Raw genomic sequence first — 18,710 nt, 5'->3', positions numbered from 1 at the left:
CGGATCCATGCGCCGGCCGCGAGCGTCGCCCGGCGCATGGACGAACCGGCCAGGGAGGCGATCCATGCGAATCAGACTGAACAGCATCTTTGTCGACGACCAGGACAAGGCGCTGCGTTTCTATACCGACGTGCTGGGGTTCACCAAGAAGCACGATATCCCGGCCGGCGCGGCGCGCTGGATCACCGTGGTGTCGCCGGAAGGGCCCGACGACTTGGAGCTGGTGCTGGAGCCGAACGGGCATCCCGCCGCGAGCGCCTACCAGGCTGCCCTGCGCCAGGACGGGATACCGGTCACCGCGTTCGAAAGCGCGGATATCCACGCCGAGGCGCGGCGGCTCAAGGACCGGGGCGTGGCGTTCACGATCGACCCCACGCCGGCCGGCCCGGCCACGATCGCCATCTTTTCCGACACCTGCGGCAACCTGATACAGCTGTACCAGGTCGGGCGCTGAGCGGCGCCGGCTCAGGCGATGCGGCGCGCCTCGTCCGCCGCGGCCAGCCTGGCGCTGGCCTCGTCCACCGACAGCACGTCGCCGAAGAACAGCATCCAGCCATGCAGGGCGTTTTCGTGCTCGGCGGGCGTGACCGCCGCCAAGGCATCGTCGACCATGATGGTGCGGAAGTCGCGCATCATCGCGTCGCGGGCGGTCGATTCGCAGCAGACATTGGTGACCGTGCCGGCGATCAGCAGCGTGTCGATGCCGCGGCCGCGCAGCAGCGGCTCCAGCTCCGACGAGCCGGGAGCCATGGCGCTGTAGAAGCGCTTGGTCACGCGTACGTCTTCGGCGCGGGCGTCCATGTCGGGGTGCAGTGCGTAGCCCTCGCTGTCGCGCTTGAGCGTCTCCAGCCGGCGCTTGCTGCGTTCGGGCGTCAGCATCACGCCATGGTGGTGCGACCAGAACGAGTCGGCATGGTCGGAGGCGGTCTGCACCCAGACCACGCTGCCGCCGGCGGCGCGCACCGCGGCGCACAGCCGGTTGATGGGCTGCACGATGGCGCGCGCGGCCGCGCATTCGCCCTGGTAGCCGGGCAGGGTGAAGTAGCGCTGCATGTCGATGACGACGGCGGCGGTGCGGGGGCCGGGCAGGCTATCGTAGGGATGCAGGCAGCCCTGGCGCGCCTGTACGCGGTCGACGACCCATTGGGGAAATTCCATGGTGTGGGTGCTCCTCAGGCGTAGCGGCGCGCAACGGCCGCTTCCAGGCGATAGATCGCCAGGTACATCACGCTGGAAATCAGCGCCAGGAGGGTGATGGCGGTCATGACGATGTTCAGCTTGAAGATCTGGCTGCCGTTCATGATCAGGAAGCCCAGGCCGAGGTCGGCGGACTGGAATTCGCCCACGATCACGCCCACCAGGGCCAGCCCGATGTTCATCTTCACGGCGGCGATCAGCGTGGGCACGCTGCCGGGCAGGATGACCTTGGTCAGCACCTGCCAGCGCGAGGCGCCAAAGGTATACGCCAGTTTCATCTTGTTCGGATCCACGCCGCGAAAGCCCGCGTAGACGACCATGATGGTGACGAACACGGCGATCGCCACCGCCATGCCGTAGACCGCGTAGTCGGATCCCAGCCACAGGTAGAAGATCGGCACGAAGGCGATCTTGGGCATGGCGTTGGCCACGACCAGGAAGGGATCGATCACCTTGTAGAGAAAGTCCGACCACCACAGCGCCGCCGCCACGGCCACGCCGATCAGCATGCTCAGCCCGAAGCCGACCAGCGTGGCCATGACCGTGGCGGCGATGTGGCGCGGCAGGTTGCCATGGTTCCACAGTTCGAAGAACGTGGGCCACAGCGCGCTGGGATAGCTGGTCAGCAGCGGATTGAGGACGTGCATGCGCGGCAGGATTTCCCATGCGCACAGGAACAGGACCAGCAGCATCAGCTGGGCCAGGCGCACGTGGTGCTTGCGGCGCCGGTCGCGGCGCAGGTATTCCTGGTATTTCTCGCTGGGCGCGTGCGCGGGGCGCAGGGCGAGCGTGTTGGCGGCAGGCGCGGTCATGGTTACCCCTCCACGTGTACGTCGAGCTCTTCCCACAGCTGCTCGAAGTAAGTGTTGAATTCCGGGCGCGAGCGGGCCTGGAACGGCGTCGGGCGCGGCTCGGCGAAGTTGATGCGGTACTGGCTCTTGAGGCGGCCCGGGCGGCGCGACAGCACGATGACGCGGTCGGTCATGGCGATGGCTTCGCCGATGTCGTGCGTCACCAGCACCACGGTCTTGCGTTCGCGGCGCAGGATGTCCACCACCTCGTCCGAGATCGCCAGGCGCGTCTGCGAGTCCAGCGCCGAGAACGGCTCGTCGAGCAGGATGACGTCGGGCTCGGTCACCAGCGTGCGCGCCAGCGCGGCGCGCTGGCGCATGCCGCCCGACAGCTGGCGCGGCGTGTGCTCCAGGAACGCGCCCAGCCCGCATTTCTCCAGCAGGTGCACGGCGCGCGCCTCGCTGCGGGCGTCGCGCCGGCCCTGAATCTCGGCGCCCAGCATGACGTTGTCCAGGATGGTGCGCCACTCGAAGAGATAGTCCTGCTGCAGCATGTAGCCGATGCGCGGCGAGGGCCGCGTGACCGGCGTTCCGTCGACCAGCACGGCGCCCGAGGTCGGCGGGATCAGCCCGGCGATCAGTGACAGCAGCGTGCTCTTGCCGCAGCCGCTCTGGCCTATCAGGCTGACGAATTCGCCTGGCGCGAGCGAGAACGACACCTTGGACAGGGCCTCGGTCTCGCCCTCGGGCGTGAAGTAGCTCAGGCTGACCTCGCGCAGTTCGATCTTGGCCGCGGCCGGCGCCGGCATCAGGTTGTGCACGACCGCGCTCATGGCTTGGCCTGCCTGGCGAACTCGGGCATCACCACGTCTTCGTACTTGACGCGCGCCGCGTCCTTCATCACCGCGCTGGCGATCAGCATGTCCTGCAATTGGTTCATGGCTTCGGGCGTCACCAGCGGCGTGGTCTTCCAGATCTGGTATTGCTTGTAGCGCTCGATGGCATCGATGATGCCCTGCTGCTCCAGGCCCGGGAAGAAGCTGGCGATCTGCGGCGCCAGCGTGGCCGCCGGCGTGTCCTGCACGTATTTCTCGGCGCGCGCCACCACGTTGGTCCAGGCCTGGATCACCTTGGGGTTGTCGCGGATGTACTTGTCGGTGGAGGTGAACACGGTGTAGTCGACCTGGCCGACTTCGTGCCCGACCGAGGCCACGATATGGCCCTTGCCGTTGCGCACCAGCTCGCCCGCCTCGGGCTCAAGGAAGATGCCGTACTCGCCCTGGCCGGCCATCCAGGCGCCGGCGCGCGCCGGAATGCCGATCTGGTTCAGCAGCTTGACGTCCTTCTGCGGATCGATGCCGTGCTTGCGCAGCACGGTCTCCAGGAAGACCAGCGGGTTGGACCCTTCGGAAGCCGATGATTTCCTTGCCCTTGACCATCGACCAGTCGAACTTGTCGATGGGCTTGCGCGACAGCAGGAAAAAGCCGTCGGTGGCGGTCAGGCCGGCGAATATCTTGGGCTTGACCGGCGATTCGCTGTTCTGCACGTAGATCGACGCTTCCGGGCCGATCAGCACGATGTCGGCGCTGCCCGAGAGCAGGGCGGTCATGCCCTTGTCGGTGCCCTGCGACGTCTTCATCGAGACGTCCAGCCCGGCGTCCTTGAAATAGCCCTGCGAGAGGGCCACGTACTTGGGCACGTACAGGATGGAGCGCACCACTTCTTCGTAGCGGACTTTGACCGGCGGATTCAGCGGCTGGGCGGCGGCCAGGCCGGACCCGAGCAGGCCGGCCAGCATGCCGGCGGCAAGCAGCCGGCGCGTGAAAGGCGAGAATGGGGATTTCACGGGCACTTCCTCCTACGTTCTGACAGCCATGCCCGGAGTCGGCGCATGGCCATACGGGGTAGAGGGATGAAACAGGAAGGCCTGGGACCGCTACTGAAGTAGGCCTGACTACATTTTGGATACTATATTCAAAAATGGCGGGCCCACAAGTGTTTTGGGATTAGCGTTTTCCTCTATGGAAACAGTCTACGTCTCTCGATGGAGGGACGGAGCAGTATTTCTTACTGTATACAGTTCTGGTTCAGCGCAGCACTTCCCGCAAGAACGCGCCGATGTCGGCGACTTCTTCCAGGCAGACCGAATGCGGCATGGGGTAGGTGTGCCAGCGCACGTCGTAGCCCAGCGCCTGCAGGTGCGCGCGCGAGGCGTCGACGCGCTCGGGCGCGACGACCGGGTCGTACAGGCCGTGGGCCAGGAAGATGGGCGTGGTCGCGTTGGCGGGATGGCGCTCGGCGGCGGCGCTGTCGAGCAGCGGCAGATAGCCGGACAGGCCCATCATGCCCGCCAGTTGCTGGTCCAGCCGCAGGCCCGTGTGCAGCGTCATGGCGCAGCCTTGCGAAAAGCCGGCCAGCACGATCTTCGAGGCGGGAATGCCGCGCTCGTTCTCGCGCGCGATCAGGGCGCGCACCGCGGCCTCCGAGGCGCGGATGCCCGCGGCGTCCTCGCGGCGCACCAGGTCCGTCACCAGGATGTCGTACCACGAGCGCATCGCCATGCCGCCGTTGATGGTGACCGGCTGCACGGGGGCGTTGGGGAACACGAAGCGCACGGCCAGGCCATCGAGCCGCAGCTCGGGCACGATGGGCACGAAATCGTTGCCGTCGGCGCCCAGGCCATGCAGCCAGATCACGGCATGGGTGGGGTTGGGCGCGGTTTCGAGTTCGATGCAGTCCAGGAGATCGGTTTGGGCGGTCATGGGTCGGGGCGGCTCAGGCCGAAAGGTTCTTGAGGGCCTGGAACAGGGCCCGGTACTGTTTGCGCTGCGGTTCCTGGCCCTGCGACAGGGCGGCGTTGGCGGCGGCTTCCTTGCGGGCGGCGCGGATCAGCGCGCGCAGGTGCTGGATGTCGGCGTCGGGGTTGCGCTGCAGCACGGCGGTCAGGGCGTCGTCGTCCTTGAGCAGCCGCTCGCGCAGCGCTTCCAGGCGGTGCATGGCGGCGGTTTCCTCGCGCGAGCCATTGCGCCAGGTATCGAGCTGGGCGCGGATGGCCTCGGCCGGCGCGCTGCGCATCAGCTTGCCCACGAAGTGGATCTGGCGCCGGCGGCCTTCGCGGCCGGTGGTGCGCTGGGCTTCGCGGATCGCCTCGTACAGCCGTTCTTCGAGCGGCAGCTGGCGCAGCCGTTCGGGCGAGAGCTCGACCAGCTCCTTGCCGAGGTCCAGCAGCGCGTGCATTTCGCGCTTGACCTGGGATTTGCTGGGGCGGTCGTATTCGGAATCGTCGAAATTTTCTTCGCCGACGGGTTCTTGGGAATGGGAACTCATGGGAAACTGCGTAGAGACGGACTTGGCTATGATAACCGTCTCAGCAAACTGGACAGCAATGGTCAATTCTTCAAACTCCTTGCCGATCGCGGCGAACCACGCGCGATTCTCCGAACTGGTCGAGCAGGTGCTCGCCTATGCCCGCCAAGCCGGCGCCAGCGACGCCGCGGCCGAAGTCTCCGAAAGCCTGGGGCTGTCGGTTTCCGTGCGCAAGAACGATATCGAGACGGTCGAGCAGACGCGCGACCGCTCGCTCGACCTGACCGTCTACGCCGGCCAGAGCCGCGGCTCGGCCTCGACCTCGGATTTCTCCGAGCAGGCCCTGCGCGAAACAGTCGAGGCCGCCTGGCACATCGCCCGCCATACCGCGGCCGATCCGGCCGCCGGCCTGCCCGACGCCGACCTGCTGGCCACCGAGTTCCCGGACCTGGGCCTGCACTATCCGTGGCCAGTCACCACCGAAGAGGCGGCCGAGCTGGCGCTGCGCGCCGAGCGCGCGGCCCGCGAAGTCGATGCGCGCATCACCAATACCGACGGCGCGTCGGTGGCCTCGTACGAAGGCCAGTTCGTCATGGGCAACACCCGCGGCTTCCTGGGCGGCTACCCCTATTCGCGCCACAGCCTGTCGGTGGCGCCGATCGCCGGGCGCGGCAACAACATGCAGCGCGACTACTGGTACACCTCCGACCGCAACCCCAACCGGCTGGCCGCGCCCGAAGTGGTCGGCCGCTATGCGGCCGAGCGCACGCTGTCGCGTCTGTCGGCGCGCCGCCTGCGCACCGGCAAGTTCCCGGTGCTGTTCGAGGCCCCGCTGGCGCTGGGCCTGCTGGGCGCCTTCACCCAGGCCGCCAACGGCGGCGCGCTGTATCGCAAGGCCACCTTCCTGGTCGATGCGCTGGGCAAGCCGATCTTCGCCGACCATATCGACGTGTCCGAGAACCCGCACATTCCGGGCGCCATGGGCAGTTCGCCGTTCGACGACGAGGGCGTGCGCACGCGCGCGCGCAGCGTGGTCAGCGCCGGCGTGCTCGAAGGCTATTTCCTGTCGTCCTATACGGCGCGCAAGCTGGGCCTGGCCACCACGGGCAACGCCGGCGGCTCGCACAACCTGACGCTGTCCTCGCGCCTGACGCGGCCCGGCGACGACTTCGAGGCCATGCTGCGCAAGCTGGGCACCGGCCTGCTGGTCACCGAGCTGATCGGCCAGGGGGTGAACTACGTGTCGGGCGACTACTCGCGCGGCGCGTTCGGCTATTGGGTCGAGAACGGCAAGATCCAGCATGCCGTGCAGGAAATCACGATCGCCGGCAACCTGGTCGACATGTTCCGCCATATCGTCGCCGTGGGGGCCGACGCGATCTCGCGCGGCACCAAGACCACGGGGTCCATCCTGATCGAGCAAATGTCGGTGGCGGGCACCTGACCGTCCTCCAGCGGCGCCGGCAGGGTGCCTGTCCCCGTGGGGACAGGCACTGTCTTGGCAGGCGTATGACGGGGTGCCTGTCCCGGCGGGGACAGGCACCCTCGCCATGCGGGGGCAGGCTTCTCGTCATGCGCAGGCGGGCTCCTGTCGTTCCCGCGCCATTCACGGCGCGCCCGCCCGGCGGAGAGACGGATTTTTGCGGCGCAGCATCGACGCGGCCTCGGCGGCGCAAGGCCGGCATCTTGATAAAACCCCATCAACAGGACGTATGACAACGTGTAATATCCGGCGGGTATTGCTTATTTCTCAAAATCCGTAGCATCAGGAGGAGCCTGAAGATGCAACGTCGTTCATTTCTCAAGCACGCCGGTCTCGGCGCGGTCGCAGGCAGCGCCGCGGTCGCCGCGCCGGTCTTCGCGCAGGACGCGCCCACGCTCAACTGGCGCATGGCGTCCAGCTTCCCGCGCAGCCTGGACACCCTGTTCGGCACGGGCGAAATCTTCGTCAAGTTCGTGTCCGAGGCCACCGGCGGCAAGTTCAATATCCGCCAGTTCCCCGGCGGCGAAATCGTCCCGGCCCTGCAGGTGATGGACGCGGTGTCGAACAACACCATCGAATGCGGCCACACCGTCTCGTACTACTACTACGGCAAGGATCCGGCCTACTGCTTCGACTCGGCCGTGCCGTTCGGCCTGAACGCGCGCCAGATGAATGCCTGGATGTTCGACGGCGACGGCATGAAGCTGACCCGCGAAATGTTCAAGCCGCTGAAGATCGTCAACTTCCCGATGGGCAATACCGGCGTGCAGATGGGCGGCTGGTATCGCAAGGAAATCAAGTCGCCGGACGACCTCAAGGGCCTGAAGATGCGCACCGCCGGCTTTGCCGGCGAGGTGCTCTCGCGCATGGGCGTGGTGCCGCAGCAGCTGGCCGGCGGCGACGTGTACCCGTCGCTGGAGAAGGGCACGTTGGACGCGGTCGAGTTCGTCGGCCCGTACGACGACGAGAAGCTGGGCTTCAACAAGGTCGCCAAGTACTACTACTACCCGGGTTGGTGGGAAGGCGGTCCGCAGGTGTCGCTGTACCTGAACGAAGGCGCCTGGGAAGGCCTGCCCAAGAACTACCAGGCCATCGTCGAGGCCGCCAGCCGCGTCGCCCACGTGGCCATGACCTCGCGCTACGACGCGCTCAACCCGCCCGCGCTGCGCAAGCTGATCGCCGGCGGCGCCGAGCTGCGCGCGTTCCCGCGCTCGGTCATGGACGCGTCCTATGAGGCCGCCCTGACCGTGTACAAGGAGTTCTCGGACAAGGACCCGAAGTTCAAGGCCATCTACGAGAACTACATGGGTTTCCGCGACAGCGTGGTGCCCTGGTTCCGTCTCGCCGAAGGGTCGTACGACCAATATCTCGGCGTGGCGATGGCCGGCAGGAAGTAAGCCGGCCGCCGTTTCGGTCCGGCCAGGGGCCGCCCTTCGGGGCGGCCCCTGCTGTTTGGGCGCAACGCCTGCGGCGCGCTTGCCCATTATTTGAGCAGCTGTGCTAGAATGGCCGACTTTCCCTTTGTTTGACTTTTTGCACGGGCGGGTAATAACGCTTAGGCGGGAAGGGCATGCGGCAGGGCCTTGGAGGGTTTGCGGGTGTTTCCCGGCAAACATTTCCGGCATCTGGCGATTTGGGAAAAAACTTTGCCGGATGTCCTGGCAAAGCAAATATTTTTATCTAGGAACCATCATGAAGACCTTTGTGGCCAAGCCGCATGAAGTCAAGCGTGACTGGTTTGTGATCGACGCCAAGGGCAAGGTCCTCGGTCGTGTGGCCAGCGAAGTCGCACACCGTCTGCGTGGCAAGCACAAACCCGAATTCACGCCGCACGTTGATACCGGCGATTACATCGTCATCATCAACGCTGCCGATATCGTTGTCACGGGCAACAAGGCGCAAGACAAGAAGTACTTCCGCCACACCACCTACCCCGGTGGCATCCGTGAAACGAACTTCGAGAAAATGCAGCAGCGTTTTCCCGGCCGCGCTATCCAGAAGGCTGTCAAGGGCATGCTGCCCAAGGGTCCGCTGGGCTACGCCATGATCAAGAAACTCAAGGTGTACGCCGGTGCCGAGCACCCGCACACTGCTCAGCAGCCCAAGCCGCTGGAATTCTAAGGAAACGCCATGATCGGTAACTGGAACTACGGAACCGGCCGTCGCAAAACCTCGGTGGCTCGTGTTTTCATCAAGAAGGGTTCGGGCAAGATCGTCGTCAACGGCAAGCCTGTCGACGAGTTCTTCGCTCGCGAAACCGGCCGCATGATCGTGTGCCAGCCGCTCGAACTGACCGGCCATCTCGAGTCGTTCGACATCAAGGTCAACGTGCACGGTGGCGGTGAAACCGGCCAGGCCGGCGCGGTGCGTCACGGCATCACGCGCGCCCTGATCGACTACGACGCGGCGCTCAAGCCCGCGCTGTCGCAAGCTGGTTTCGTCACGCGAGACGCGCGAGAAGTCGAACGCAAGAAAGTCGGCTTCCGCAAGGCACGTCGGCGCAAGCAGTTCAGCAAGCGCTAATGTCCCGCAAAAAGGCCGCGAAAGCGGCCTTTTTGCTTATGGCGCCCCGGTTTCGGGCGTCTTGCAGTGCGGCGCGGAACTCCGCGCCGGTCGTCCGGTCGGAAACGGGGTGGCGGCGCGTACCCATTGCGCGGCCTGTCTCCGTTTTTTGAGCGATACAATCGTTCTACGTTTTACGGAACCTCACCATGGCCCAAGCATCGAATTCGCGCATCAAGGTTGGCATCGTCGGCGGCACCGGGTATACCGGCGTCGAGCTGCTGCGCCTGCTGTCGCAGCATCCCCACGTAGCGTTGACCGCCATCACGTCCCGCAAGGAAGACGGGCTGCCGGTGGCCGACATGTATCCCAACCTGCGCGGCCGCGTGAAGCTGGCCTTCTCGGCGCCCGAGAAAGCCTCGCTGACCGATTGCGACGTGGTGTTCTTCGCAACCCCGCATGGCGTGGCCATGGCGCAGGCGGCCGAACTGCTGGCCGCCGGCACCCGCGTCATCGATCTTGCCGCCGATTTCCGCCTGCAGGACACGGCCGTGTTCGAGCGCTGGTACAAGATTCCGCATACCTGCCCCGACATCCTGGCCGACTCCGTCTATGGCCTGGTCGAGCTCAACCGCGAGGCCATCTCCAAGGCGCGGGTGATCGGCAACCCGGGCTGCTATCCCACCACGGTGCTGCTGGGCCTGGCTCCGTTGATCGAGGGCGGCAAGCAACTGGTCGACGTCCAGACCCTGATCGCCGACTGCAAGTCGGGCGTGTCGGGCGCCGGCCGCAAGGCCGAGGTGGGTTCGCTGTTCTCCGAGGCGAGCGACAACTTCAAGGCCTATGGCGTGGCCGGCCACCGCCATCAGCCGGAAATCGTCGCCCAGCTCGAGAAGCTGGCCGGCGGCAAGGTGGGGCTGACGTTCGTGCCGCACCTGGTGCCCATGATCCGCGGCATGTTCTCCACGCTGTACGCCCGCATCCTGCCGCAGGCTCGCGACACCGATTTCCAGGCGCTGTTCGAGGCCCGCTATGCCGACGAGCCGTTCGTCGATGTCATGCCGGCCGGCAGCCTGCCGGAAACCCGTTCGGTGCGCGCCTCCAACAACCTGCGCATCTCGGTGCAACGGCCGGGCGGCGGCGACCAGCTGGTCATCCTCGTGGTCCAGGACAACCTGGTCAAGGGCGCGTCCGGCCAGGCCGTGCAGAACATGAACCTCATGTTCGGCCTGCCCGAATCCGCCGGCCTGGACCAGGTCGCCATCCTGCCGTAACACCCAGGCCGGGCCGTGAGGCCCGGCCGTGCAGTCATGCCTGACGATTCCGCCTCCGCCCAGCCCCGCGCACCCGTTGCGCGGCCGCAGGGCCGCGCCCGGGCCTGGCTGGCCCTGGCGGCGGGCCTGGTGGTGGGCGCGGTGGCCGGTTGGCGCTACGGCCTGGCGCACCAGGGCCCGGATGACGCCGTCGTGCTGACCCGCCAGCAAGTGGCCGCGCAGGAAGCCGCCATGCAGCAGCGGGAAGCCGAGGCGCGCTTCCTGCGCGCCCAGCTCGATACGGCCGATGGCGAGATTGCCGTCGAGCGGGCGGCCCGCGCCGAGCTCGAGACCCAGTTGCAAAGCGCCCAGTCGGAAGTGGGGCGGGTACGCGACCAGCTGGCTTTCTACGAGCAATTGCTGCCGCCCGGGCCGGCCGGCTCGGTCGATATCCGCGGCGTGGCCTTCGAGCGTGAAGGCCAGGGCCTGCGCTACAAGGTGCTGCTGATGCGCAGCGGACGCGGCGAAACGCCGTTTTCCGGCGCGCTGCGGTTCCAGGCCACCGGCACGCTCAAGGGCGAGACGGTCACGCGCGACCTGGAGCCGCTGACGGTCAAGGCGGAAGGCGGGGGCGCCACCGTGCCCGAAGCCGGCGCCAGCCTGCTGGCCTTGCAGTTCGACCAATACTAGCGCAGCCAGGGCCTGCTTGATCTGCCCGATGGCTTTGTCCCCGAAACCGTGACGGTCAGTGTGCTGGAAGACACGACCGTTCGTGCGACGCGCACCGTGAAACTGGAATTTTGAGTCCTGTCGCGGCTGCGCTATAGTGATCTTATCCGGGCGGTATCGCTCCGCCCACTGGAATTCGGCCGCGATGGCCAGGAGTCAACCATGAATGCTGTTACCGAAACCGTCGATCTGCAGGCTCCGCCGCCCGTGCCGCTGGTCTTCACCGACTCGGCGGCCGCCAAGGTCAAGGATCTGTTGGCCGAAGAGGGCAACCCCGAACTGAAGCTGCGCGTGTTCGTGCAAGGCGGCGGCTGTTCCGGCTTCCAGTACGGCTTCACGTTCGATGAAGTGGTCAACGACGACGACACCGTGCTGGACAAGGCGGGCGTGCAGCTGCTGGTCGACCCGATGAGCTTCCAGTACCTGGTCGGCGCCGAGATCGACTACAAGGAAGACCTCGAAGGCGCGCAGTTCGTCATTCGCAATCCCAACGCGTCCACCACCTGCGGCTGCGGTTCGTCGTTCTCGGTGTAAGCGGCGCGCGGTCCGGTCCGCGATCGAGGCCCTTCGGCATGCGCCGGAGGGCCTTTTCGTTTGGGCGCTTCAGGCAGGATAGAGGGCGCCCAGCACGCGCGCGGCGCGCGCGCCGGTGACCGTGGGCAGGCCGGCAGGAATGCGGTCCAGGCAGGCCTGGGCCAGCCAGGCGAAGGCCAGCGCCTCGACCCACTGTGCCGGCACGCCGGCATCGTCGGTGGGGTGTACCGGGCGCTGCAGGCAATAGGCCAGCTCGCGCATCAGGCCCGGATTGCGGGCTCCGCCGCCGCAGACCAGCACATCGCGCGGCGCGGCCGCGCTGGCGTCGATGGCATTGGCGACCGTGCGCGCCGTCAGGCGCTGCAGCGTGGCCTGCACGTCCTGCGGTTGGGGCGCCGGGCCATCGAATGCCTGCAGCCGTGCCAGCAGCCAATCCAGGTTGAACAGGTCGCGTCCGGTCGATTTGGGCGGCGCCAGGGCGAACCACGGCTCGCTGGCGATCAGGTGTTCGAGCAGGCCGGCCAGCACCTGGCCTTGCGCGGCGAACCGGCCGTCGGCGTCGTAAGGCTGGCCGGTGTGGCGCTGGCACCATGCGTCCAGCAGGACGTTGGCCGGCCCGGTGTCGAAGCCGCGCGGCGGCCGGCCGGGTTCGAGCAGCGTGACATTGGCGATGCCGCCCAGGTTGAGCACGGCGCGCGCCTGGCCGCCGGCAAACAACGCGGCATGGAAAGGCGGCACCAGCGGCGCGCCCTGGCCGCCGGCGGCCACGTCGCGGCTGCGGAAATCGGCCACCACGTCGATGCCGGCCAGCTCGGCCAGCAGGGCCGGCGCGTTCAGCTGCAGGGTATAGCCCAGGTCGGGGCGGTGCCTGACGGTCTGGCCGTGGGCGCCGATCGCCGCCACGTCGCCGGGCTGCAGTCCGGCCTGATCCAGCAACTGGCGCACGGCCCGGGCATACAGGCGCGCCAGGCCGTTGGCGGCCAGCGCGGCGCGCTCCAGCTCGTTGGCGCCGGCATGGTTGAGCGCGAACAGCTCGTCGCGCAGGGCGGCGGGCATGGGCAGGCTGGCGCTGGCCAGTACCTCCGGCCGCGGCCCGTCCAGCCGTACCAGCACGCCGTCGGCGCCGTCCATGCTGGTGCCGGACATCAGGCCGATGAACAAACGGCCCGGCACATGGGTGCGCGGGCCGTGCGTCGTGCTGTCCATGCGGGTCAGCGGCTGGCCACGGTGGCCGAGCCTTCCGGCAGGGTCTGCTGGAACTCGGTCAGCAGCTTGATCTGCTGCTTGTACGGCTGCACCGCCTGCGTGAAGGCGCGCAGTTCGGCGGGTTCCAGCTTGCGGGCCACCGGCAGGTCGACCGCGAGCGGATCGATCGGCTGGTTGTTCACGCGGAACTCGTAGTGCAGGTGCGGGCCGGTGGCCCAGCCGGTCGAGCCGACGTAGCCGACCAGTTCGCCCTGGGCGATTTTCTGGCCTTTCTTGAGGCCGGCGGCGATGCGGCTCTGGTGGGCGTACAGCGTCGAGTACTTGCCGTGGTGCTTGATGATGACCACATTGCCGTAGCCGTTCTGCCAGCCCGCGAACTCCACCGTGCCGTCGGCCGTGGCGTGGATCGGGGTGCCCGTGGGGGCCGCGTAATCGACGCCCTTGTGGCCGGTCCAGGTCTTGTGGATGGGATGCATGCGCATGCCGAAGGTCGAGCTGATGCGGCTGAACTTCAGGGCGGTACGCAGGAAGGCGCCGCGCAGGCTGGTTCCGTCGAAGTCGTAGTAGGAGCCGCTCTTGCCGTCCGGGCTGAACCAGACGGCGTTATAGGTCTTGTCGCCGTTGATGAATTCCAGCGCCTGCACGCGGCCGGCGCCTGCATAGCGGCCTTCGTGGGTGCGGACCTCGTACACCACGCGGAACTGGTCGCCCTGGCGCAGGTCGCGCAGGAAGTCGATCTTGGAGCTGAGGATGTCGGCCATCTGCATGGTGACCGAGTCGGGGATGCCCGCCGCGTCGGTGGCGCCGAACAGCGAGGAGCGGATGGTGCCGACCGCGACGCGGGTCTGTTGTTCGGTGCCCTGGGTGACTTCCTCGGCCTTGTAGCCGTTGGCGCCGTCGGGCGCCACGTGCAGCAGCCGCGTGACCACCTGCCCGCCGGATTCGTTGCCGGGGGTGTGGATATAGCGCAGCCAGACCAGGTCGCCGTTCTCGTTGGTGGCGGCCTGTACCGAGCGGCCCGGGTACAGCTTGTAGATGCTGCGCGCGCTGGCGTCGTGGGTCAGGAAGTTCTGCAGCCGGGGGCTGTCGATGTCCAGGCGCTGGAGCACGGCGGCCAGGGTGTCGCCGGCGCGGATGCGGGTTTCGCTGATATACGGGGCGTTGCTCGCGTCGCTGACCTGCATCTGGCCCGCCTCGAGCGGCAGGACGCTGTCGATCAGGCGCAAGGGGGGCAGTTCGGAGCGGTCGGGCTGTTGAACCATGCCCAGCGCGGCGGCGCCGGCGAACAGGCCGAGCGCGGAGACTGTCAGGGTGCGGCGGAGCAGGGCGCCGCCACGCGAGGTAGGTTCGACAGGAGGGGCGAACAGGGCGGCAACTTTGCGTTTGAAGCTGCGCACCAAACTGTTGGGGCCACGATTCATCGTGAAAAAACCTTTCAGCCTGCGTGAGATTCAAGCAAACGCTGCGCGTGCGCGCCCTCCGGCACGTTCCGGTGCGAGGGGCATACGCCTGCTAGCGTATTTCGTGAAACAAACGGGTGGATTTAGCCGGGACAGCAACCGTACGATGACAGTTGCGTATGATTAGGGCAGTATCCTAGCGGATTCGGCTAAAATTTTCGACTTATTTCAGTAGTTTTTACACCTTTTTTTAGCCAAGATTCATCCATTTAGCCCATTGACATGTCTCACCCCGAAGCCCCAATCACTCCTGAAGTCGAGGCCGACCTGGCCATCGCACGCCGCGGCTGCGACGAATTGCTGGTGGAATCCGAGTTTGCCCGCAAGCTGGCCCGCAGCCGCGCGACCGGAGTGCCGCTGCGCATCAAGCTGGGGCTGGACCCCACCGCGCCGGACATCCACCTGGGGCACACGGTGGTGCTCAACAAGATGCGCCAGTTGCAGGACCTGGGCCACAACGTCATTTTCCTGATCGGCGATTTCACCTCGACGATCGGCGACCCCAGCGGCCGCAATTCGACCCGCCCGCCGCTGACGCGCGAGCAGATCGAGACCAACGCCAAGACCTATTACGCCCAGGCCAGCCTGGTGCTGGACCCGGCCCGCACCGAGATCCGCTACAACTCGGAATGGTGCGATCCGCTGGGCGCGCGCGGCATGATCCAGCTGGCCTCGCGCTATACCGTGGCCCGCATGATGGAGCGCGAGGATTTCACCAGGCGCTTCAAGGGCGGCGTGCCGATCGCGGTGCACGAATTCCTGTATCCGCTGCTGCAGGGCTATGACTCGGTCGCCCTGAAGGCCGACCTGGAGCTGGGCGGCACCGACCAGAAGTTCAACCTGCTGGTGGGCCGCGAACTGCAGAAGGAATACGGCCAGGAGCAGCAATGCATCCTGACCATGCCGCTGCTGGTGGGCACCGACGGCGTCGAGAAGATGTCTAAGTCCAAGGGCAACTACATCGGCATCTCGGAAGCGCCCGAATCGATGTTCGGCAAGCTGATGTCGATCTCCGACATGCTCATGTGGCGTTACTACGAACTGCTGTCGTTCCGTTCGCTGGCCGACATCGCGGCGCTGAAGGCCGAGATCGACGGCGGCCGCAACCCGCGCGACGCCAAGGTCGCGCTGGCGCAGGAGATCGTGGCGCGCTTTCACTCGCCGCAGGCCGCCGAGGCGGCGCTGGCCGCGTTCGAGGCGCGCTTTCGCGACGGCGCCATTCCCGAGGACATGCCCGAGGTGACCGTGGGCGGCGCTCCCCAGGGTATCCTGCGCATCCTGCGCGAGGCCGGGCTGGTTGCCTCCGGTTCCGAGGCCCAGCGCAACGTCGAGCAGGGCGGGGTGCGCGTCAACGGCGACCGGGTCGAAGACAAATCGTTGCAATTGTCCGCCGGCACCTATGTCGTACAGGTGGGCAAGCGCAAGTTTGCGCGTGTTAAGTTGGTGGGGTAGCCTCTTATCGAGGGGCCCACTTCCAGGAGCACGACATGAACTTATCGAGTCTGTCATTTTCCGATAACGAGTCGATCCCCGAGCGGTATGCATTCGGCAGGATCGACGCGCAATCGCACGTCGCGCTGGCTGACAACTTCAACCCCCAGTTTTCGTGGGACGACGTGCCCGACGGCACCCTGTCGTTCGCGCTGATCTGCCACGATCCGGACGTGCCCTCCCAACCCGACGACGTCAACCAGGAGGGCCGCACGGTGCCGGCCGACCTGCCGCGCGTCGATTTCTTCCACTGGGTGCTGGTCGACCTGGCGGCGGACATGCGCGAAATCCAGGAAGGCGCCTTCTCCGACGGCATCACGCCGCGCGGCAAGGGCGGGCCGCTGGCGCCCAACAACGCGCGCCAGGGCGTCAACGACTACACCGGCTGGTTTGCCGCCGACCGCGACATGAACGGCGACTACTTCGGCTACGACGGTCCGTGCCCGCCCTGGAACGACGAGCGCGTGCACCATTATGTGTTCACGCTGTACGCGCTGGATGTCCCCTCGCTGAACCTGCAAGGGTCGTTCACCGGCCTGGACGCGCTCAAGGCCATGCAAGGGCACGTGCTGGCCCAGGCGTCGCTGACCGGCACCTATACCCTCAATCCGGACCTGGCGCCGCGCCAGATCGGCGCCACCACCAGTTCGTGACCGCGGCAGCCGGGCTTGCTTGAGCCTGGCTCATGCTGACTTGAGGCATTTTTGCGGTAGACGGGAGGTTGCGCGGTTTTTGTGTTCCGAAGCGCGAATTTGGCCCGTTTCGGGGCGTCCGCGCCCCGGCGGGGGGGCGCTGTCGCTGTACACTAGCGCAATCGCAGCATCACGGCTGCCCTTGTTTTCCCTACCTACCCGCACCAGGAACTCCATGTTCAACCGCAACCTGACCCTCGACCAGGTGGATCCCGACGTCTGGGCCGCCATCCAGAAAGAAGACGTACGCCAGGAACAGCACATCGAGCTGATCGCGTCCGAGAACTACGCCAGCCCGGCCGTGATGCAGGCCCAGGGCACGCAACTGACCAACAAGTATGCGGAAGGCTACCCGGGCAAGCGCTACTACGGCGGCTGCGAGTACGTCGACGTGGTCGAGCAGCTGGCCATCGACCGCCTGAAGCAGATTTTCGGCGCCGAGGCCGCCAACGTGCAGCCGAACTCCGGCTCGCAGGCCAACCAGGGCGTGTACATGGCGGTGCTCAAGCCGGGCGATACCGTGCTGGGCATGAGCCTGGCCGAAGGCGGCCACCTGACGCACGGCGCGTCGGTCAACGCCTCGGGCAAGCTGTACAACTTCGTGCCCTACGGCCTGGACGCCGACGAGGTGCTGGATTACGCCCAGGTCGAGCGGCTGACCAAGGAACACAAGCCCAAGCTGATCGTGGCCGGCGCCTCCGCGTACGCGCTGCACATCGACTTCGAGCGCATGGCGCGCATCGCCCACGACAACGGCGCGCTGTTCATGGTGGACATCGCCCACTATGCCGGCCTGGTGGCCGGCGGCGCCTATCCCAACCCGGTGCCGCACGCCGATTTCGTCACCTCCACCACGCACAAGTCGCTGCGCGGCCCGCGCGGCGGCGTCATCATGATGAAGGCCGAGGTCGAGAAGGCCGTCAATTCGGCCATCTTCCCGGGCATCCAGGGCGGCCCGCTGATGCACGTCATCGCGGCCAAGGCCGTGGCCTTCAAGGAAGCGCTGTCGCCCGAGTTCCAGGATTACGCCCAGCAGGTCGTCAAGAACGCCAAGGTGCTGGCCGATACGCTGGTCAAGCGCGGCCTGCGCATCGTGTCGGGCAGGACCGAAAGCCACGTCATGCTGGTGGACCTGCGTCCCAAGGGCATCACCGGCAAGGAAGCGGAAGCAGTGCTGGGCCAGGCCCACATCACGGTCAACAAGAACGCCATCCCCAACGACCCGGAAAAGCCCTTCGTGACCAGCGGCATCCGCCTGGGCACCCCGGCCATGACCACCCGCGGCTTCAAGGAGGCCGAGGCCGAGCTGACCGCCAACCTGATCGCCGACGTGCTGGACAATCCCCGCGACGAGGCGAACATCGCCGCGGTGCGCGCGCGGGTCAATGAACTGACCGCCCGCCTGCCCGTCTACGGCAACTGACGCGGCCGGGCGCAGGCCGCCCGCCGCCGGCAAGACAGGCCCGTCAGGGCCTGTCTTTTTTTCATCGATGGGCGGAATTACCACGGTTTTGGCGCCGGTACGCCCGATGCGGGCCGCGCGTTATTACAATATCCGCATCATCCGTACGGGGAGCGCGCATGAGGTGTCCATTCTGCGGCAACGCCGATACCCAGGTTGTCGACAGCAGGGTTTCGGAAGAGGGTGACACTATCCGGCGTCGCCGCCGTTGCCTGTCCTGCGACAAACGCTTCACCACCTACGAGCGCGTCGAACTGGCCATGCCGTCGGTGGTCAAGCGCGACGGCAGCCGCACCGAGTATGACGCCGGCAAGGTGCGCGGCAGCCTGTCCCTGGCCTTGCGCAAGCGGCCGGTGAGCACCGACGAGGTCGACAGCGCCGTGGCGCGCATCGAGGAAACCCTGCTGGCCAGCGGCATGCGCGAAGTGCCCAGCGAGCAGATCGGCGAACTGGTCATGGGCGAGCTCAAGCGCCTGGACAAGGTGGCCTACGTACGCTATGCCTCGGTCTACAAGAGCTTCGAGGACATCGGCGAGTTCGTCGAGGCGATCCGCGAGATGCAAGGGCCCTTGCTGCCGGGCAAGAAACTGCGCAAGGACTAGG

At 66.6% G+C, this 18,710-nt stretch carries 18 protein-coding genes and 2 pseudogenes; 12 read left to right on the top strand and 8 right to left on the bottom strand.

All coding sequences use genetic code 11. The annotated features are described in order from the left end of the window. Positions 1-64 precede the first annotated feature (64 nt). Positions 65-454 carry a VOC family protein gene (locus LK409_RS17690; RefSeq protein ID WP_010929298.1) on the top strand — a complete coding sequence of 130 codons (390 nt, stop codon included), beginning with the start codon at positions 65-67 and terminating at the stop codon, positions 452-454. Positions 455-465: 11 nt separating this feature from the next. Here the strand turns inward: LK409_RS17690 and LK409_RS17685 are convergent, their stop codons facing one another. From LK409_RS17685 to yjgA, 6 genes and pseudogenes are all read right to left on the bottom strand, one after another. Next, the gene (locus LK409_RS17685; RefSeq protein WP_010929297.1) at positions 466-1,158 is read right to left on the bottom strand and encodes an isochorismatase family cysteine hydrolase; all 693 of its coding nucleotides are present in this window, start codon (positions 1,156-1,158) and stop codon (positions 466-468) included. A gap of 14 nt (positions 1,159-1,172) precedes the next feature. Beyond that, positions 1,173-2,009: an ABC transporter permease gene (locus LK409_RS17680; RefSeq protein WP_003814904.1), complete on the bottom strand. Its 837-nt coding sequence runs from the start codon at positions 2,007-2,009 to the stop codon at positions 1,173-1,175. Positions 2,010-2,011: 2 nt separating this feature from the next. Next, positions 2,012-2,821, bottom strand: coding sequence for an ABC transporter ATP-binding protein (locus LK409_RS17675; protein WP_003814902.1), 810 nt, complete (start codon positions 2,819-2,821; stop codon positions 2,012-2,014). Beyond that, positions 2,818-3,787: pseudogene (locus LK409_RS17670) on the bottom strand (ABC transporter substrate-binding protein). The gene LK409_RS17675 and the pseudogene LK409_RS17670 overlap by 4 nt, the downstream one beginning before the upstream one ends. 289 nt (positions 3,788-4,076) lie before the next feature. Further along, positions 4,077-4,751, bottom strand: a complete 675-nt coding sequence (locus LK409_RS17665; protein ID WP_010929296.1) for an alpha/beta hydrolase — start codon at positions 4,749-4,751, stop codon at positions 4,077-4,079. Between the two features lie 13 nt (positions 4,752-4,764). Then, positions 4,765-5,316: a ribosome biogenesis factor YjgA gene (yjgA, locus tag LK409_RS17660; RefSeq protein WP_010927107.1), complete on the bottom strand. Its 552-nt coding sequence runs from the start codon at positions 5,314-5,316 to the stop codon at positions 4,765-4,767. A gap of 58 nt (positions 5,317-5,374) precedes the next feature. Between yjgA and pmbA the strand changes: the two genes are divergently transcribed. The 7 genes and pseudogenes from pmbA to erpA all read left to right on the top strand — a co-directional run bounded on the left by pmbA (position 5,375) and on the right by erpA (position 11,796). Then, the gene (gene pmbA, locus LK409_RS17655; RefSeq protein ID WP_010929294.1) at positions 5,375-6,739 is read left to right on the top strand and encodes a metalloprotease PmbA; all 1,365 of its coding nucleotides are present in this window, start codon (positions 5,375-5,377) and stop codon (positions 6,737-6,739) included. Positions 6,740-7,077: 338 nt separating this feature from the next. Then, positions 7,078-8,175: a TRAP transporter substrate-binding protein gene (locus LK409_RS17650; protein WP_003814893.1), complete on the top strand. Its 1,098-nt coding sequence runs from the start codon at positions 7,078-7,080 to the stop codon at positions 8,173-8,175. Positions 8,176-8,470: 295 nt separating this feature from the next. After that, a complete protein-coding gene (gene rplM, locus LK409_RS17645) occupies positions 8,471-8,899 on the top strand; it encodes a 50S ribosomal protein L13 (RefSeq protein ID WP_010927106.1) in 429 nt (142 codons plus the stop codon). Positions 8,900-8,908: 9 nt separating this feature from the next. Next, positions 8,909-9,301: a 30S ribosomal protein S9 gene (gene rpsI / locus LK409_RS17640; RefSeq protein ID WP_010929293.1), complete on the top strand. Its 393-nt coding sequence runs from the start codon at positions 8,909-8,911 to the stop codon at positions 9,299-9,301. Positions 9,302-9,489: 188 nt separating this feature from the next. After that, a complete protein-coding gene (gene argC / locus LK409_RS17635) occupies positions 9,490-10,554 on the top strand; it encodes an N-acetyl-gamma-glutamyl-phosphate reductase (protein ID WP_003814887.1) in 1,065 nt (354 codons plus the stop codon). 36 nt (positions 10,555-10,590) lie between these two features. Beyond that, positions 10,591-11,337 (top strand): annotated as a pseudogene (locus tag LK409_RS17630) (DUF6776 family protein). Between the two features lie 87 nt (positions 11,338-11,424). After that, positions 11,425-11,796, top strand: coding sequence for an iron-sulfur cluster insertion protein ErpA (erpA, locus tag LK409_RS17625; protein ID WP_003814883.1), 372 nt, complete (start codon positions 11,425-11,427; stop codon positions 11,794-11,796). Between the two features lie 69 nt (positions 11,797-11,865). On the opposite strand, the gene LK409_RS17620 is transcribed toward erpA, so the two are convergent. Continuing rightward, a complete protein-coding gene (locus LK409_RS17620; RefSeq protein ID WP_003814881.1) occupies positions 11,866-13,002 on the bottom strand; it encodes an anhydro-N-acetylmuramic acid kinase in 1,137 nt (378 codons plus the stop codon). A 5-nt stretch (positions 13,003-13,007) separates the two neighbouring features. After that, positions 13,008-14,423, bottom strand: a complete 1,416-nt coding sequence (locus tag LK409_RS17615; RefSeq protein WP_003814879.1) for a M23 family metallopeptidase — start codon at positions 14,421-14,423, stop codon at positions 13,008-13,010. A gap of 261 nt (positions 14,424-14,684) precedes the next feature. Between LK409_RS17615 and tyrS the strand changes: the two genes are divergently transcribed. The 4 genes from tyrS to nrdR all read left to right on the top strand — a co-directional run bounded on the left by tyrS (position 14,685) and on the right by nrdR (position 18,709). Continuing rightward, positions 14,685-15,914 (top strand): tyrosine--tRNA ligase, encoded by a 1,230-nt coding sequence (tyrS, locus tag LK409_RS17610; RefSeq protein ID WP_010929291.1) that lies wholly within the window; start codon positions 14,685-14,687, stop codon positions 15,912-15,914. A gap of 35 nt (positions 15,915-15,949) precedes the next feature. Next, complete coding sequence (locus LK409_RS17605) at positions 15,950-16,606, top strand: YbhB/YbcL family Raf kinase inhibitor-like protein (RefSeq protein WP_003814875.1); 657 nt, start codon at positions 15,950-15,952, stop codon at positions 16,604-16,606. A 214-nt stretch (positions 16,607-16,820) separates the two neighbouring features. Beyond that, a complete protein-coding gene (gene glyA / locus LK409_RS17600) occupies positions 16,821-18,068 on the top strand; it encodes a serine hydroxymethyltransferase (RefSeq protein ID WP_010929290.1) in 1,248 nt (415 codons plus the stop codon). Between the two features lie 158 nt (positions 18,069-18,226). After that, positions 18,227-18,709 (top strand): transcriptional regulator NrdR, encoded by a 483-nt coding sequence (nrdR, locus tag LK409_RS17595; protein ID WP_003814871.1) that lies wholly within the window; start codon positions 18,227-18,229, stop codon positions 18,707-18,709. The last annotated feature ends 1 nt before the right edge of the window (position 18,710 follow it).

The sequence above is a fragment of the Bordetella parapertussis genome, assembly GCF_020735925.1.
Lineage (GTDB): Bacteria > Pseudomonadota > Gammaproteobacteria > Burkholderiales > Burkholderiaceae_B > Bordetella > Bordetella pertussis.
The sequence above is the reverse complement of the archived record's forward strand: the minus strand, read 5'-3'. Positions and strand labels throughout refer to the sequence as shown.

Coding starts and splice junctions, on each gene's coding strand:
- LK409_RS17690 (WP_010929298.1), top strand. CDS start 65: ATGCGAATCAGACTGAACAGCATCTTTGTCGACGACCAGGACAAGGCG.
- LK409_RS17685 (WP_010929297.1), bottom strand. CDS start 1,158: ATGGAATTTCCCCAATGGGTCGTCGACCGCGTACAGGCGCGCCAGGGC.
- LK409_RS17680 (WP_003814904.1), bottom strand. CDS start 2,009: ATGACCGCGCCTGCCGCCAACACGCTCGCCCTGCGCCCCGCGCACGCG.
- LK409_RS17675 (WP_003814902.1), bottom strand. CDS start 2,821: ATGAGCGCGGTCGTGCACAACCTGATGCCGGCGCCGGCCGCGGCCAAG.
- LK409_RS17665 (WP_010929296.1), bottom strand. CDS start 4,751: ATGACCGCCCAAACCGATCTCCTGGACTGCATCGAACTCGAAACCGCG.
- yjgA (WP_010927107.1), bottom strand. CDS start 5,316: ATGAGTTCCCATTCCCAAGAACCCGTCGGCGAAGAAAATTTCGACGAT.
- pmbA (WP_010929294.1), top strand. CDS start 5,375: ATGGTCAATTCTTCAAACTCCTTGCCGATCGCGGCGAACCACGCGCGA.
- LK409_RS17650 (WP_003814893.1), top strand. CDS start 7,078: ATGCAACGTCGTTCATTTCTCAAGCACGCCGGTCTCGGCGCGGTCGCA.
- rplM (WP_010927106.1), top strand. CDS start 8,471: ATGAAGACCTTTGTGGCCAAGCCGCATGAAGTCAAGCGTGACTGGTTT.
- rpsI (WP_010929293.1), top strand. CDS start 8,909: ATGATCGGTAACTGGAACTACGGAACCGGCCGTCGCAAAACCTCGGTG.
- argC (WP_003814887.1), top strand. CDS start 9,490: ATGGCCCAAGCATCGAATTCGCGCATCAAGGTTGGCATCGTCGGCGGC.
- erpA (WP_003814883.1), top strand. CDS start 11,425: ATGAATGCTGTTACCGAAACCGTCGATCTGCAGGCTCCGCCGCCCGTG.
- LK409_RS17620 (WP_003814881.1), bottom strand. CDS start 13,002: ATGGACAGCACGACGCACGGCCCGCGCACCCATGTGCCGGGCCGTTTG.
- LK409_RS17615 (WP_003814879.1), bottom strand. CDS start 14,423: ATGAATCGTGGCCCCAACAGTTTGGTGCGCAGCTTCAAACGCAAAGTT.
- tyrS (WP_010929291.1), top strand. CDS start 14,685: ATGTCTCACCCCGAAGCCCCAATCACTCCTGAAGTCGAGGCCGACCTG.
- LK409_RS17605 (WP_003814875.1), top strand. CDS start 15,950: ATGAACTTATCGAGTCTGTCATTTTCCGATAACGAGTCGATCCCCGAG.
- glyA (WP_010929290.1), top strand. CDS start 16,821: ATGTTCAACCGCAACCTGACCCTCGACCAGGTGGATCCCGACGTCTGG.
- nrdR (WP_003814871.1), top strand. CDS start 18,227: ATGAGGTGTCCATTCTGCGGCAACGCCGATACCCAGGTTGTCGACAGC.